At 71.2% G+C, this 15,296-nt stretch carries 15 protein-coding genes; 4 read left to right on the top strand and 11 right to left on the bottom strand.

Annotated elements, in window-relative coordinates:
- Window positions 1–107: 107 nt before the first annotated feature.
- On the top strand, window positions 108–755 hold the full coding sequence (locus tag ACFU5F_RS40170) for a sensor histidine kinase (protein WP_383898351.1): 648 nt from the start codon (window positions 108–110) through the stop codon (window positions 753–755).
- Window positions 743–1,390 carry a response regulator gene (locus ACFU5F_RS40175; RefSeq protein ID WP_383898378.1) on the top strand — a complete coding sequence of 216 codons (648 nt, stop codon included), beginning with the start codon at window positions 743–745 and terminating at the stop codon, window positions 1,388–1,390. Before ACFU5F_RS40170 ends, ACFU5F_RS40175 begins: the two co-directional genes overlap by 13 nt.
- A 101-nt stretch (window positions 1,391–1,491) precedes the next feature.
- On the opposite strand, the gene ACFU5F_RS40180 is transcribed toward ACFU5F_RS40175, so the two are convergent.
- The 9 genes from ACFU5F_RS40180 to ACFU5F_RS40220 all read right to left on the bottom strand — a co-directional run bounded on the left by ACFU5F_RS40180 (window position 1,492) and on the right by ACFU5F_RS40220 (window position 9,977).
- A complete protein-coding gene (locus ACFU5F_RS40180; RefSeq protein ID WP_383898353.1) occupies window positions 1,492–2,127 on the bottom strand; it encodes a CoA transferase subunit B in 636 nt (211 codons plus the stop codon).
- The gene (locus ACFU5F_RS40185) at window positions 2,124–2,933 is read right to left on the bottom strand and encodes a CoA transferase subunit A (protein ID WP_383898355.1); all 810 of its coding nucleotides are present in this window, start codon (window positions 2,931–2,933) and stop codon (window positions 2,124–2,126) included. The genes ACFU5F_RS40180 and ACFU5F_RS40185 overlap by 4 nt, the downstream gene beginning before the upstream one ends.
- A 12-nt stretch (window positions 2,934–2,945) precedes the next feature.
- On the bottom strand, window positions 2,946–3,698 hold the full coding sequence (locus tag ACFU5F_RS40190; RefSeq protein WP_383898357.1) for an SDR family NAD(P)-dependent oxidoreductase: 753 nt from the start codon (window positions 3,696–3,698) through the stop codon (window positions 2,946–2,948).
- Entirely contained in the window at window positions 3,695–4,660 is a 966-nt protein-coding gene (locus tag ACFU5F_RS40195) for a fumarylacetoacetate hydrolase family protein (RefSeq protein WP_383898358.1), read from the bottom strand. Before ACFU5F_RS40195 ends, ACFU5F_RS40190 begins: the two co-directional genes overlap by 4 nt.
- Before the next feature lie 87 nt (window positions 4,661–4,747).
- Entirely contained in the window at window positions 4,748–5,698 is a 951-nt protein-coding gene (locus tag ACFU5F_RS40200; protein ID WP_383898360.1) for a VOC family protein, read from the bottom strand.
- Window positions 5,699–5,709: 11 nt separating this feature from the next.
- Window positions 5,710–6,735 (bottom strand): amidohydrolase family protein, encoded by a 1,026-nt coding sequence (locus ACFU5F_RS40205; RefSeq protein ID WP_383898362.1) that lies wholly within the window; start codon window positions 6,733–6,735, stop codon window positions 5,710–5,712.
- A complete protein-coding gene (locus ACFU5F_RS40210) occupies window positions 6,732–7,880 on the bottom strand; it encodes an FAD-dependent oxidoreductase (RefSeq protein ID WP_383898364.1) in 1,149 nt (382 codons plus the stop codon). The genes ACFU5F_RS40205 and ACFU5F_RS40210 overlap by 4 nt, the downstream gene beginning before the upstream one ends.
- A gap of 124 nt (window positions 7,881–8,004) precedes the next feature.
- Window positions 8,005–8,982: a cyclase family protein gene (locus tag ACFU5F_RS40215; protein ID WP_383898366.1), complete on the bottom strand. Its 978-nt coding sequence runs from the start codon at window positions 8,980–8,982 to the stop codon at window positions 8,005–8,007.
- Complete coding sequence (locus ACFU5F_RS40220; protein ID WP_383898368.1) at window positions 8,979–9,977, bottom strand: fumarylacetoacetate hydrolase family protein; 999 nt, start codon at window positions 9,975–9,977, stop codon at window positions 8,979–8,981. Before ACFU5F_RS40220 ends, ACFU5F_RS40215 begins: the two co-directional genes overlap by 4 nt.
- Window positions 9,978–10,119: 142 nt before the next feature.
- Here ACFU5F_RS40220 and ACFU5F_RS40225 point away from each other — a divergent pair, with 142 nt between their 5' ends.
- Window positions 10,120–11,064 (top strand): LysR family transcriptional regulator, encoded by a 945-nt coding sequence (locus ACFU5F_RS40225; protein ID WP_383898370.1) that lies wholly within the window; start codon window positions 10,120–10,122, stop codon window positions 11,062–11,064.
- Between the two features lie 121 nt (window positions 11,065–11,185).
- Window positions 11,186–12,502 carry an MFS transporter gene (locus ACFU5F_RS40230; RefSeq protein WP_383898372.1) on the top strand — a complete coding sequence of 439 codons (1,317 nt, stop codon included), beginning with the start codon at window positions 11,186–11,188 and terminating at the stop codon, window positions 12,500–12,502.
- A 351-nt stretch (window positions 12,503–12,853) separates the two neighbouring features.
- Here ACFU5F_RS40230 and ACFU5F_RS40235 read toward each other — a convergent pair whose 3' ends face one another.
- Together ACFU5F_RS40235 and ACFU5F_RS40240 are read right to left on the bottom strand one after the other, a co-directional pair.
- Window positions 12,854–14,407, bottom strand: a complete 1,554-nt coding sequence (locus tag ACFU5F_RS40235) for a LysR family transcriptional regulator (RefSeq protein WP_383898374.1) — start codon at window positions 14,405–14,407, stop codon at window positions 12,854–12,856.
- A 20-nt stretch (window positions 14,408–14,427) separates the two neighbouring features.
- The coding region (locus tag ACFU5F_RS40240; protein ID WP_383898376.1) for a TniQ family protein at window positions 14,428–15,296 on the bottom strand (869 nt) is incomplete at its 5' end.

A 15,296-nucleotide genomic window follows, 5' to 3' on the forward strand; every position in this document is an offset into this window, starting at 1 on the left:
GGACAATCCCCCTCCACCACGATCACGAAGAAGATCATCTCGTCCCGTCAGCCAACGTGACAGCGCCGGCCAACGCCGTCGGAGTGCTGAGCGCGCGGGGTGGACCGGTGCCCGCCGAATCCGTCCGGGGCTTCGCAGAGGAGATCGGGGCCCTGTCGCAGACCGTCCTCGCCGACCTCCGAGCGATGGTGCACGAACTGCGTCCGTCCTCCTCGACCCGGCTCGGCCTTCAGGACGCGGTGACCACACTCGTCAAAAGCACCGAGAACCGGACGGGCCTCATGATCCGGCTGTTGTGCGGAGAGGGACTGGACGCGGTCGACGCGCCCCTCACCGAGGACATGTACCGGATCGTCGCGGAGGCCATCCACAACGTGGTCAAGCACGCGGAGGCCACCGCTGTCACCATCCGCCTCGGCGTACGCGACCACACCCTGACCGCGACCGTCCGTGACGACGGTCGCGGACTCCCGGCAGCCGACGGGCGCGGGGCCGCGCCGGACGGGGAGGACAGCCGGACGGCCGACGCGACCTGGGACCACGGCTACGGACTGACGACCATGCGGGAAAGGGCGGAGCGATGGGGCGACACCATGAGGATCAGATCCGGGCGGAGGGGTACGGCCGTGTGGGTCGTCATACCCCTCCCCGTACGGGTGGCGGAGTCGCCGCCCGCGGATCCGAACAGCCCTCGGCCCACCCCGTCGGCGGTGCTGATCCCCGAGACGCCGGACACCGCACGATCCGGGTCCTGATCGTCGACGACCACGCCGTCGTACGCCGCGGAATCCGCGCCTATCTCGAGGTCCTGGACGACATGGAGGTCGCCGGGGAGGCCGCCGACGGGCAGGAGGCGCTCACCAGGCTGGACGCGATGACGGTGCACCACGAACTGCCGGACGTGGTGCTGATCGACCTGCTCATGCCGAAGATGGACGGGGCGACCGCGATCGGCACCATCACGCAGCGGCACCCCGGAGTCCGGGTCGTGGTACTCACCAGCTTCGGCGAGATGGAAAGGGTCCACGCCGCGCTCGCGCAAGGCGCCGCCGGCTACCTACTCAAGGACGCCGAGGCGGGTGAGGTGGTCTCCGCCATCCGCGCGGCAGTCCGCGGCGAGGTCTTCCTCGACCCCGCGGTCGCCAGGGGACTCACCCAGGAGATCGTCTCGCCGCCGACCGGGCTCGCCGCCCTCACCGGCCGGGAACGCGATGTCCTCGTCCTCGTGGCGGAAGGCCGGTCGAACCAGCAGATCGCCGACGAGCTGGTGATCAGCGAGCGCACCGCCCGCACCCACGTGAGCAACGTACTGCGCAAACTCCGGCTCACCTCGCGCACCCAGGCCGCGCTGTTCGCCGTACGGCAGGGACTGGTCCCGCCGCGAGGCTGATCGCGACCGCACGCTCCACATCCCCGGCCATCACCTGAACAAGGCGTGGGACCGGAATACGAGCGAAAGGTGCCACACGCCTGCGGCCAGGTCGGCGTGGCTCAGGTGGCGGTGTGCAGCTTCGCTGCCGTGGCCGCCGTGATGGCCTCGGTCGTGACGCCGGGGGCGGTCTCGACGAGGAGCAGGCCGTCGTCCGTCACGTCGATGACGCCCAGGTCGGTGATGACGCGGTGGACGCAGGCCTTGCCGGTGAGGGGCAGGGTGCACTCGTCGAGGATCTTGGGGCTGCCGTCCTTGGCGGTGTGGTCCATGAGGACGATGACGCGGCGGGCGCCGTGGACGAGGTCCATCGCGCCGCCCATGCCCTTGACCATCTTGCCGGGGATCATCCAGTTGGCGAGGTCGCCGGTGGCGGAGACCTGCATGGCGCCGAGGACGGCAGTGTCGATGTGGCCGCCGCGGATCATGCCGAAGGAGAGCGCGGAGTCGAAGAAGGAGGCGCCCGGGAGGACGGTGACGGTCTCCTTGCCCGCGTTGATGAGGTCGGGGTCGACCTCGTGCTCACGGGGGTACGGACCGGTGCCGAGGATGCCGTTCTCGGAGTGCAGGACGACATGCACTCCGGGTGGGACGTGGCCGGGGACGAGGGTGGGCAGGCCGATGCCGAGATTGACGTAACTGCCGTCGGTCAGCTCGGCGGCGGCGCGGGCGGCCATCTGGTCGCGGGTCCAGCTCATGCGCGTACGGCCCCTCGTGTCGAAGAAGTCGAAGACGCCGGAGACGTCGAAGGCGCGGAGATCCGGCGGTGTTCTATCCGCTTGTCGGCGGCCTGGGCGGGGGTGAGGGCCACGACCCGCTGGACGAAGATGCCGGGGACATGGATCGTGTCGGGGCCGAGGGCGCCGGGCTCGACGAGTTCCTCGACCTCGGCGATGGTGATCCGGCCCGCCATGGCGGCCAGCGGGTTGAAGTTGGCGGCGGCCTTGTTGAAGACCAGGTTGCCGTGGGTGTCGCCGCGCCAGGCGCGGACGAGGGCGTAGTCGGTGGTGATGCCGTGTTCGAGGACGTGGTCGCGACCGCCGAAGGCGCGGGACTCCTTCGCCGGGGAGGCGACGGCGATGCTGCCGTCGGGCGCGTAGCGCCAGGGCAGACCGCCGTCGGCGACCGGTGTGCCCACGCCCGCCGGGGTGTAGAAGGCCGGGATGCCGGCGCCACCGGCTCGCAGCCGTTCGGCGAGGGTGCCCTGCGGGACGAGTTCGACCTCCAGTTCACCGCTGAGGTACTGGCGGGCGAACTCCTTGTTCTCCCCGACGTAGCTGCCCGTCACGCGGCTGATGCGGCCCTCGGCGAGGAGAACGCCCAGTCCCTGGCCGTCGACACCGCAGTTGTTGGAGACGACCTCCAGGCCGGTGGCGCCCTGGGCGTGCAGGGCGTCGATGAGGGTGGCCGGTATGCCGGACAGGCCGAAGCCGCCGACTGCCAGCGAGGCCCCGTCGGGGATGTCGGCGACCGCCGCGGCGGCGCTCGCGCTCACCTTGTTCACGTATGGGTCCTTTCAGCCAGAGGTCAGTCGGAGGGCGTCGGAGACGGACTTGGCGCCGCCGTGTGCGGTGAAGCCGCCGTCGACGGGGATCTCGGCGCCGGTGATGAAGGACGCGTCGTCGGAGAGGAGGAAGACCACCAGCGGGGTGACCTCGTCGACGGTGCCGGTGCGGGCCAGCGGTGTCTCGCGGATGTTCGCCTTGCGAAAGGCGGGTGCGGCGGAGGCGGTCATCTCGGTCTCGATGAAGCCGGGATGGACGGTGTTCACGCGGATGCCCCGTGGGCCCAGCTCGACACAGGCGGTCTTCGACAGGCCGCGCAGCGCCCATTTACTGGCCGTGTACGCGACCGGATAGTGCCCGGTAAGCCCGGCGGCGGAGCCCACGTTGACGATCGACGAGCCCTGCGGCATCAGCGGAGCCAGGTGCTGGATGCCCAGCAGCGGGCCGGTGACGTTGACCGCGTGGACGCGGGCGAAGTCCTCGGGCGTGACCTCGTGGAGCCGCGCGCGCCAGGTGATGCCGGCGTTGTTGACCAGGCCGTGGACCTCTCCGTAATGGCAGCGAAGCCCTTCGGCGAGCGCCGCCCACTCCTTCGCCTCGGTGACGTCCAGGCGCAGACACCCCGGAGCCTCGGTCACATCGGTGGCGACGACCACCGCCCCCGCCCGGGTCAGCGCCTCGGCCTCGGCCGCGCCCTGTCCGCGCGCGGCTCCGGTGACGACGACGACCTTGCCGTCCAGCCTGTTCGCGGCCCCGCCGTTCACGGGCGCAGGCGTGGGCGCTTGCCGGCACGGGGAACCGGTACCGGTTCAGCGCCGGGCACGACGGTGTTGGAGACGGTGCCGATGCCCTCGACGGTGAGGGTGACGGTGTCGCCGATCTTCAGCGGTGGCGGGTCCTGCCGGCCGCGTACGCCCCACAGCTCGGCCAGGCAGCCGCCGTTGCCGCAGGTGCCGGAGCCGAGCACATCGCCGGGACGGACATACGTGCCGCGCGAGGCGTAGGCGACCATGTCCTCGAAGGTCCAGCTCATGTTGGACAGCAGGTCCTCGCCGACGACTTCGCCGTTGACCGAGGCGGTCAGCGCCAGCCGCAGGAAACCGTCGGTGTCCCGGTACGGCTCCAGCTCGTCGGCGGTGACGAGGTACGGGCCGAGGGTGGTGGCGGTGTCCTTGCCCTTGCAGGGGCCGAGCCCGACCCTCATCTCGGCGGCTTGAAGGTCGCGGGCGGACCAGTCGTTGAAGATCGTGTAGCCGATGATGTGGTCGCGGGCCTGCTCGGGTGTCAGGTCGCGGCCCTCGCGGCCGATGACGGCGGCGACTTCGAGTTCGTAGTCCAGGACCGAGGAGCCGGGCGGCACGGGCACGTCGTCGTGCGCGCCGATGACGGCGTACGGATTGGTGAAGTAGAAGGTCGGCGCGTCGTACCAGGCGTCGGGGACCCCGGCCGCCTTGTCGATGCCGCGCCGCATGCCCTCGACGTGCTCCTCGAAGGTGACGAAGTCCCGTATGGACGGCGGCTGGAGAGGCGGCAGCAGCCGTACCTGCGAGACATGCGGGCCGCCCGGCGCGTCCAGCGTGGCGCTGCCCGCCTCGCGCAGGGCCGCGGGGCCCGCCCGGAGCAGGTCGAGCAGCGAGGTGCGGTCGGGGAGGGGGTGGAGGGTGCCGTCGTCCGCGACGGTGGCGACGCTGTGGCGGCCCTGGTGTTCGTACGTGGCGAAGCGCATGGCGGTCCTGGGGTGCGGCGTAGGAGGGGACCGGGGGCGCGGGGGGAGTCAGGCATGGACTTTCCGCGCCCCCGGAGTCGAGGGGGATCAGACCGGCGGGGCGACGAAGACGCCGCGGTCGACGTCGTTGAAGGACTCCTTGACGATCAGCTCGTTCATCGCGTTCGCCGTGCCCCACTGGTCGGAGACCTCGGGCTGGGAGAAGTCGTAGACGTGCGGATGCCAGGTGTCCTCGTCGAGCTCCTCCAGCTCCGTCGTGTACTCGACGGTGTTGCCGTGCGGGTCGAGGAAGTACGTGAAGGTGTTGTCGCCGGCCAGGTGGCGGCCCGGGCCCCAGAGCTTGCGGGCGCCGGAGCGCATCACGCGGCCCGAGCCGCGCATGTACTCGTCCAGGCCGCGCATCTCGAACGAGACGTGGTGCAGGGAGGTGTGCGGGCCCTTGGCGATGGCCATCGAGTGGTGCTGGTTGCTGATCCGCATGAAGTGCATGACGTCGCCCATGTGCGGGGAGCCGAGCGTGTCGGACAGCCGGAAGCCGAGGTGGCGCTCGTACCAGGCGCGGGTGGCGTCCAGGTCGGGGGAGTTGAGGACGACGTGCGAGAGGCGGACCGGGATCGCCTCCTTCTCCTCGACACGCCGGTGCCGCCGGGCCTCGACCTCCGCCGAGACCTCGATGGTGCGGCCGTCGCCGTCGAAGAAGCGGAAGCCGTAGCCGCCGCCGGGGGTGTCGACCTTGCCCGGCTGCGAGACCAACCGCACGCCGTCCTCGAGGAGTTGCTCGGCGAGCGTGTCCACGTCGGCGGCCGACCCGGCGCCGTACGACACGAGGTCGAGCCGCTTCTCGTCCGCCTTGCGGAGCCGTACGACGTAACTCTCGGGGCTGCCCTCGGCGGCCAGGAAGGAGATGCCCTCGTCCTCGGCGACCTTGGTCAGGCCCCAGACCCCGGCGTAGAAGTCGAGCTGCTTGTCGTAGTCGGGCACGGCGAGGTCGACGTGCCGCAGGTGGGTGAGCAGGCGGTTGGGCTGGGCGTTCGTCATGTCGGGGCTCCTCAGGAGAGGCGCAGCAGCGCTGCCGCGTTGCCGCCGCGTACGGCGTGGAAGTGGGGGTCGGGCAGGTCCGTGGCGGCGCGCAGCGCGCCGACCGGGTCCTCGGTGCCCATGTCGAAGGGGAAGTCCGAGCCGAGCAGGACCCGGTCGGGGCCGGCCACCCGGATCAACTCGCGCAGGACGTGCGGGTCGTGGACGAGCGAGTCGAAGTACAGCCGCCTGAGGTAGCTGCTCGGCTCGGACGCGCAGCCCCGCGTGTCCGGTCTGGCCCGCCAGGCGTGGTCGGAGCGGCCGATGTGGGTGGGCAGGTAGCCGCCGCCGTGCGCGGCGATCACCTTCAGGCCGGGGTAGCGGTCCAGTACGCCGGAGAAGATGAGGTGGGAGAGCGCGACGGCGTTCTCGGTGGGCTGGCCGACCGTGTTGGACAGGTACCAGCGGTTCAGGCGCTCGTCGAGCGTGCAGCCGAACGGGTGCAGGAAGAGCACCGCCCCGGTCGTCTCGGCGAGTGCCCAGAACGTGTCGTACGCCGGGTCCGAAAGCTCGCGCCCGGGTGCGTGGCTGGAGATCTCCACTCCGCGCAGGCCCAGGCCGAGGGCGTGGTCGAGGGCCTCGACGGCGAGGTCCGGGTGCTGGAGCGGGACGAGGCCCAGTCCGTGCAGCCGGTCGGGGGCCTGGGCGACATGGGCGGCGGTGCCGGTGTTGGCCAGTTCCCACACCGTGCGGGCGAGGTCCTCGTCGGCCCAGTAGTGGTAGTGCGACGGGGACGGCGAGACCAGCTGGATGTCGACGCCGGAGGCGTCCATCGCGGTGAGCCGGGCCTTGACGTCGGTCAGTCGGGGGATGCGGTCGCGGACCATCGGGCCGCTGACGGCGAGCGCCTCGGGGCCGTTGCGGCGGGCGTCGAGAGCGCGGGCGGCGTCCAGCCCGGGGTGTCCGGCGACGGCCTTCTCGACCTCGGGAAGCAGGACGTGCGCGTGGACGTCGATGGTGGGGGTGGCCGGGGTGGGCAGGGCGTCCGGGGTCGTCACGGGGTCTCCTTCAGGACGGACATCGTGCGGCCGATCAGGCCGGGCACGTCGGCGTCGCGGACGCCGTCCAGCTGCCACTGGCCGAGCTGCATCGAGGCCTCGACGACCATGCGGACACGGTCGATGCGGCGCTCGTGGTAGCGGGTCAGCAGGTCGTCGAGGGAGCCGGCGGAGTCCCACGACTCCTCCGCGCTCAGCAGCTCGGCCAGTACGGAGGCGTCCTCCAGCGACATGGCCGCGCCCTGCGCGAGGGTGGGCGGGCAGGCATGGGCGGCGTCGCCGATCAGCACGACCCGGCCGCGGTGCCAGGGCCCCTCGACGAGTAGCCGGTCGAACCAGGTGTAGTTGACCTTGGCGGGGTCGGTGATGCTCGCGGCGATCTCGGGCCAGGCGCCGCCGTACGGGGCTGCCAGGCGCCGCATCTCGTCCGCGTACGAGGCCGGGTCGATGGAGGCGCGGTCGCGGTTGGCCTCGACGAGATAGGCGTAGATGGTGTTCTCGCTGGTGGGGCAGTAGCCGGCGATGTAGCAGGGCCCTCCGTAGGCCAGGTCCGTGCGCTCCACGCTCGCCGGGCGGGGTGCGGCGACGCGCCAGATGGCCATGCCGGTCGGCTCGGGCTTCTCACTGATGCCGATCATCGCGCGGGTCAGGGAGTTGAGACCGTCGGCGGCGATGACGAGGTCGTAGCGGCCCTCGGTGCCGTCGCTGAACCGGACGGTGACGCCGGACGCGTCCTGGACCAGTTCGTCGGCGGTGGTGCCGAGGCGGACCGTCGCACCACTGGCCAGGACCGCCTCGCACAGGATCTCCTGGAGTCGGGGCCGCTGCATGCCGATGGTCGCGGGCAGGTCCACGCCGCCGGAACGGATGTCGTGATGGACGTGGAACACGTGACCGTCGGGCGTGGCCAGGCCCACCGAGTCGAAGGCGTAGCCGCTCTCCCGGACCTTGTCCCACACGCCCAGCTCGCGCAGCACGCGCAGCGCGTTGCCCTGGAGGGTGATGCCGGAGCCGAGGACGTTCCAGTCGGGCTTGGCCTCGATCAGGTCCACGGTGATGCCCGCCCGCCGCAGCAGCACGGTCACGGCGTTGCCGGAGGCGCCGCCGCCGATGACGAGGACGGTGCGGGGGCGGGGGTCGGTCATGGGGTCTCCCTGCGATGGGGCCGCGCGACATCGAGCGGCAGGGGTGGTGGTGCGGGCCGGATGGGCCGGACTGTCAGGGCTGTCGGGGTTGCCGGGGCGCAGCGCACCCCGCTGGTACGGAGCGTTACTTGACGGCGATCGGGTTCACGGGGGAACCGACGGCCCCGGTGATGGGCAGCGGAGCGGCGGTGAGCCAGAACTCGTACCGTCCGTCGGCCGCGCAGTGCTCGGCCAGGGCGTCGAGGTCCCACATCTCGCCTATGAGCAGGCCGATGTTGGGGATGGCGACCTGGTGCAGCGGCTGGAAGGCGTGGTCGAACTCGTTGGGCCGGACCTCGAAGCCCCAGGTGTCGGTGGCGATCCCGGCGATCTCGCTGCGGTGCAGCCAGCCGGCGGTGGTGAAACTCAGCCCGGGCGCGGGACCGCCCGCGTACTCGCCCCAGCCGTCGCGCCTGGCGCGGGCCAGCCGTCCGGTGCGGACGAGGACGAGGTCGCCGCGGCCGACGGTGACGCCGTGCGCCTCGGCGGTGGCGGTCAGGTGCTCCTCGGTGATGGCGAAGCCGTCGGGCAGTTCGCCGCCCTGGCCGACGACCAGGCCCACATCGAGGAGGACGCCCCGCCCGGCCACGTACGGCGCCATGTGCTCGATGCCGGTGACGAGGTCGCCGCTGGAGGTGACGACCTTCTCGGCGGCCCGCCCGTTCCACGCCTTGCCGTGGTCGAAGATGTGGCCGAGGCCGTCCCACTGGGTGGAGCACTGCAGCGGCATCGCGATCACGTCGTCGGCGCCGCCGATGCCGTGCGGGAAGCCCTGGTTGCCCAGGGCCGCGTCGGTGCCGGTGTCGAGCATGGTGTGCACCGGATTCGTACGCCGCCGCCAGCCCTTCTGCGGGCCGTCCATGTCGAAGCGCTGGGAGAGCGAGAAGCTGGCGCCGTCGCGGACGAGGGCCGCGCCCTCGCGGCGCTTCTCGGCGTCCAGGAAGTTGAGGGTGCCGAGGACGTCGTCCGCGCCCCAGCGGCCCCAGTTCGAGTACGCCTTGGCGGCCTCGGCGATCGCGCCCTCGGGGTCCTTCGGATCGGGCACGGCGGTGCGGTCGCTCACGGCGCCTCCTCCGCGACACATTGGGTGCGCTGGGCACCGAGCCCCGTGACGGATCCGTCCATCACGTCGCCGTCGCGCAGCAGCCGGCCCCAGTGAATGCCGTTCCCGGCCGGGCTGCCGGTCAACACCAGGTCGCCGGGGAGGAGTTGGGCGGTCTGGGAAATGTACGAGACCAACCGTGCCACGCCGAAGATCATGTCCTTGGTGGACTCGTCCTGCATGGTGTCGCCGTTGAGCTTCAGGGTGACCCGCAGGTCGGACGGGTCGGCGATGGACCCTGCCGGAACGATCCAGGGGCCGAGCGGGGTGAAGCCGGGAGCGTTCTTGCAGCGCAGCCAGTCGGTGCCGATGGCGGGCATGTCCCGGCGGAAGACGGCGGCCCGGTCGGTGAGATCGTTGGCGATCGTGTAGCCCGCGACGTGTTCGAGGGCCTCTTCCACCGTGACCCGGTAGGCGGGGCGGGAGATCACCGCTGCCAGCTCCAGCTCCCAGTCGGGCTTCTTGGCCCAGGAGGGCAGTACGACGTCGTCGTAGGGGCCTGCGATCGTGGTCGGCAGGCCGATGAAGACGTACGGGAGGTCCTCGGCGGCCCGCTTGTCCATGATCGCCGCGATCTCGGCGCGGGCCTCCTCGACGGTGCGCGGGTCGTCCTGGGCGCGGTGCGCGACCTCCAGGTCGATCACGTGCTGCCGGTAGTTGGCGCCGGACTGGAAGATCTGCCGGGGCTCGGCGGGCGCGTGCACGGACAGGTCGTCCAGCGGCAGCCAGTCACCGGCCGGATCGCCCGCGAGGCCGTGCAGGCGCGGCAGTTCCTCGTCCCAGCGCTCCAGGAGCGCGAGGGTGGTCAGGGCGGGTTCGGCCAGTGCCATACTCAGGTCGAGCACGCGGCCGTCCGGCACCACGAGGCCGGGGAACGCGGTGCCGCCCGGAGCGGAGAGAGTGCCGATGGCGAACGGGCCGGCGAAGAGGGGCGCCGACGCGGCTGCGGATTTCACGGAGATGTCCTCCCGATTGCGGTGACACCAATCTGGCCCGTAAATTGCGATCGGGGAAATCGATTCTCTGGATGATCGGGATCCGGGCGGCGAATACCCGGTTGTCAGTCTCCTGCTTTCCTACTCCGTACAGGGATTTCGCGTGAACCTGGCCAGCCTGGATCTCAACCTCGTCGTCGCCCTGCGCGCCCTCCTGGAGGAGCGCAACGTCACCAGAGCCGGCCGACGCATCGGCCTCAGCCAGCCCGCGATGAGCGCCGCCCTGGCTCGGCTGCGCCGCCACTTCGACGACGACTTGCTCTCCCGGGTCGGCGGACGCTACGAACTGACCGCCCTCGGCCTGGCCCTCCTCGACCGCACCGTCACCGCCTGCGACCTGCTCGAACGCGTCTTCACCAGCCAGGCGGTGTTCGACCCCGCCCATGAGGAGCACGAGTTCACCCTGCTCGCCTCCGACTACGCGGTGGCCGTCTTCGGCGCCGACCTCGCCCGCGTCGTCCACAACGAGGCGCCGGGGGTCCGGCTGCGCTTCAGACAGTCCCCGACGGACATCACCGAGAACACCGGGGCGCTGCTGAGCACCGCCGACGGGCTGCTGCTGCCGCACGGCATCATCGGCGACTTTCCCGCCGTGGAGCTCTACCGGGACCGCTGGGTCTACCTCGTCGCCGACGACAACCCCGAGGTCGGCGAGCGGCTCACCCTCGACGACCTGGCCCGGCTGCCGTGGGTGACGTACCAGCGCACGTACGACGCACCCGCCGCCCGCCAGATCGGCATGCTCGGTATCGAGCCGCACGTCGAAGTCTCCGTCGACAGCTTCCAGTTGATGCCCCTCCTGGTCGCGGGCACCCGCCGGGTCGCCCTGATCCAGGGGCATCTCGCCGACCGGCTGGACGGACTCGTCCCCGTACGGGTCATGGAACCGCCCTACGACGCCGTGCCGCTCCGGGAAGCCCTGTGGTGGCACCCGGTCCACACGCACGACGCGGCGCACATCTGGCTGCGGGAGACGGCGGCGCGGGTCGCGGAGACCATCCACGGCAAGGATGACCGCGATCCGGCAGATCGATCGGACAGAGGCTAGGCAGGGCCGGGCCGCTCACCCATAGTCGACCCCAGTTCCTCCGCACGCTCCCCCTTCCCGGGGTGTCTGTTCCCCGGTGGCGTGCCCGCCCCTCCCTCGCCTCGCCACATGGAGTTCCCGCATGCCCCCTTCCGTGCCACCTCCATCGTCCCCGCCGTCCCCTCCCGCTCACGCGGAGCCGGTGCCGCCGTCGGGCGCGACCCTTCCGACGTCCGGTGCCGCGCACCGGCTGCGCGTCGTTCTCCTCATGGCCGGCAGCTGTCTGCCGATCCTCGGGGCCGTCCTGATCGCCCCCGTGCTGCCCACGATGCAGGACCACTTCGCCCACGTTCCGGGCGCGACCGCCCTGGTCCCCATGGCCCTCACCATCCCGGCCCTTGCGCTGGGCCTGCTGGCCCCCTTCGCGGGCGTCATCGTCGACCGGCTCGGCCGCAAGCGTCTGCTGATCGTCGCCACCGTTCTGTACGCGGTCTTCGGCACCGCCCCGCTGTGGCTGGAGTCGCTGGGCGCCATCGTGGCCAGCCGCGCCCTGGTCGGTGTCGCCGAGGCCGCCATCATGACCTGCTGCACCACGCTGATCGGCGACTACTACAGCGGCCGGGAGCGGGACCGCTACCTCGCCATCCAGACCATGTGCGCCTCCGCCTCCGCGACCGCCTTCTTCGTCATCGGCGGCGCCGCGGGGTCGGCCGGCTGGCGCACCCCGTTCTGGATCTACGCCGTCAGCCTGCTCATCGCCCCCCTGATGGCCATCGGGCTGCCGAAGCCGACGACGTCCACCGGCGCCGCCGCCGCTGCCGAGGACGGGGTGAGCACGGACGCCACGGTCACCACGGACACTGCGGTCGCCCCGAAGCGCCCGTTCCCCTTCCGGCGGCTGGCCGGGATCTGCGGACTCACCGTGTTCGGGGCCCTCGTCTTCTACACCGTCCCGGTGGAGATGGCCTACCTGCTGGACGATCTCGGCGTGACGGCGACCAGCGTGATCGGGCCTGCCACAGCCATCGCCAGTGCCGCCACCGTGGCCGGCGCGATCATCTTCGCCAAGCTGCGCGGGGCGCCGGGACCCCGGCTGCCACTTGTCTTCGCCCTGTGCGCGGCCGGGTTCGCGGTGATGTGGCTCGCGGGCAGCGTTCCGCTGCTGATCGCCGGCGCCGTACTCAACTGCCTCGGCACCGGTCTTCTGCTGCCTTCCCTGCTCACCATCGCCATGTCCAAGCTGGACTTCGCCGACCGCGGCCGTGGCACCGGCCTGTGGACCGCGTCCTTCTTCATCGGCCAGTTCATCTGCCCGCTGATGCTGATCGCGGCCGCGTCCGCCCTCGGCACCCTGGCCGCCGCCGTCGGCCTGCTCGGCCTGGCCTCGGCCGTCGTCGCGGCGGGCCTCTTCCTGACCGCCCGGCGCAAGGACGCGGCCGTCGTACCGTTGCCCCGGTAGCGGGAAGCCGCCCTCGGCTCGCCCGTCGAGGGCGGCACTGTCCGGTACGGACAGGTCCAGGTCGGAGCTCGTTCGCCGCGGCTGTTGCTCGCCGACCGCAGTAGGAATCTGTACCCGGCGAACACGTCCGTACAGACAGCCCATAGCGCGCCCGGAAGCACGCCGCCGGTCCGGTAACAGCCATCAACTGCTGTCACCGTAGACAACGGCACCAGCTTCCCCAGCGCCACCCGCCTCACCTCCTACGCCGGACCCGCCCCCCAAGCATTCCAAGGCAGGGCGCTTCCCCAGACTGCCCTCGGACGCTGCCATGTTCCACACGAAGGCCATGTGCGGCCCGATGCCCAACGATCAGTCTTGTGCATTGAGTTCAGCGATGGCGTCAACCACTGCGGCACCGAGCGCGGTCAGGCGCATGGGGTGGTCCCGGTATGCGCGTGTCAGCAGCGGGCCTCCCAGGTCTCTTGTCAGGCGCCGGACCTGGGAATAGAGGGTTGCGGGGTTGATTCCGAGGTCGTCTGCGGCGTCCCGGAGGGTGGGGTAGCGGGCGGCTGCCGCGAACCGGATCAGCCATTGACGGGCCTGGGGGCTGGTGAGGGCGGGGCGCAGGAGTTCGGGGGCTGTGTCGACTTCGTTGGCGGCGCGGAGGGCTTTGACGTGGCTGGGGCCGCCTTTGCGGCGGATGGGAATGCCGTAGGACCGTGCCCTGGCACGGAGTCCGTTCTCGCTCATGCCGACCTGTGCGGCCAGTTCACCGATGGTGCGGCGGTTGAGGACGTACTGGTCGTAGAGCCAGGCCGGGTCGATCTCGCGGCGCAGACGTTCGGTGGGGGGACGGCGTCGGATGCCGTAGTCGTCGGCCAGGGCAGCGATGAGGTGGCGGCCGGCGCCGTGCTGTTCGGCGATGCCGTCCAGGGACATGGTGGCGTACAGGCGTCGGAACTCCGCTTCGGGTAGCCGGTCTCGTAAATCGGCGCGCAGTGCGCCGTGGGCGCTGGTCCAGGTTCCCCGGGCGGCGGGCGGGCGGGGAGCAGGGTGGAGTTCCAGGAGGTGGCGGGCGGCGTCGAGGCTGATGTCGAGGCGGTCGGCGATCTCACTCAACGCCGGGTATGGAACTGCGCGGAGCAGCTGATGGAGCTGGTGGATGTCGAAGGCCGCGGGGTCGACGCCGGGCAGCCGCAGGCCGTCGTAGAGCGAACAGGGTGGCTGCCAGCTGACCGGTTCGTCGGGGATGTGATGGCGGGCCAGGAAGTCGGCTCCCGCCGTGTCGAGTGCTGCGGCCTGCTCAGGGGTGAGGGTTGCGGTGAACAGGGCGAGGCGAGTGCGGTCCATGGGTGTGCGCGTGGCGAACCCGGTCTGTGCCTGGTCGGCCGGCATGCCGCTGAGCTGTTCGAACAGTCGGCTCTGCGCGATCAGATGGCGTTCCTTCTTGCCGGGTTCGGTATCGCAGCGGCGGCAGATGTCGCGCCAGGCCCGCGCCGGGAGAAGGCCGGTGTAGTCGAGGTGTCGGCGCCGCTCGTAGTCGATCGGTGCGGGGTGGTCGTCCAGGTGGTCGGCGAGGCGGGCGATCAGGGTCTGGATGTCGGGCCAGGAAGGGTCGGCGCCGAGTCTCGTCAGGACGTAGCTCATGGACTTGGCGCTGGTGGCCGAGCCGAGGAGCTGGACGAGGACGGCCGGTTTCGTCTGGGTCCCTGCCATCAGCAGCAGGCCGGCCAGTCCGGGGCGCAGGACACCGGCGCGTGGGCTGTGCCGGGACGAGAGGCGCAGGGCGGGCTCGGTCCAGAACTGGGCGGGGACGGATCGGGCCCGTGCCCGGATCTGTTCTGGCGTGTGCCGTGGGAGGCGTGGGAAAGGGGTGGCGGTGCGGTAGCGCAACTGACTGCTGGCGTTCAGTGCCGGCCCCATCGCAGCCAGTTGGGCCGCGCTCAGAAGCCGGGTGATGCCGTTGCCGCGTTGTGCGAATTCGTTGGGCGTGAGCGATGGGGCTCCGTCGCTACGGACCGCGGCGAGGAAACGCAGCGCCTGTCCTGCCTGCTGGACTGTCGGCTGCTGCAGGATCTGCATGGGGTGAGACCGACCGCCGCTTCCGCGGCATGCGGTGGTGCCATGAAGCCGGGGCGTGCGGACCGGCGGCGTGGTGGGTTGTGCGGGTTTCGGCGTGGCTGGGTTCGTGCGTGGTCGTAGGCGGTCATCAGGTCTTCGGGGATCCGTGCGGCGAGCTGATCGCGGGTGGTGTAGGCCAGGGCTCGTGCGGCGAGGGTGCGCAGGTCGGACAGAACGGCCCGGGCCTGCTGGGGATCGTCGGCGTAGAGTCCGAAGTCGGCGTGGTCGCGCTCGATCACCTGCTGCACCAGGGCCGCCGCTCGCAGTGCGGGGTGGTCTGCCGCCAGCGGCATGGGGTCGACCGCGGTCAGATCCGCGGCGCGGCGTGCCGTACCGCGTCCGGCGTTGACGCCCGGAGCCGGAGCTGAGCAGTGGCCCGGATCCACCGGCGCGGACCACACGTATCGGCGTTCCCGGAGGCGGTGCAGGCAGGCCGGGCAGTTGTCGGCCAGCAGGCAGTGGTGGCGTACGCAGGCGAAGGACCAGCCCAGGCGCCACGACAGCAGCCACCGTCCGCCTCGTTCGGCCAGGCATTTCGGGCAGTAACGTGAGCCCTGGGCCCGGCCCCACAGCACCTTCCGGTTGACCTGGCTCCGTTCACGGTCGATGGCCAGAGCCCGCTGGGGCGCTGTCACGTTGGCTGACGGGATGAGATGATCTTCTTCGTGATCGTGGTGGAGGGGGATTGTCT

The organism is Streptomyces sp. NPDC057438 (genome assembly GCF_042802995.1).
Taxonomy (GTDB): domain Bacteria; phylum Actinomycetota; class Actinomycetes; order Streptomycetales; family Streptomycetaceae; genus Streptomyces.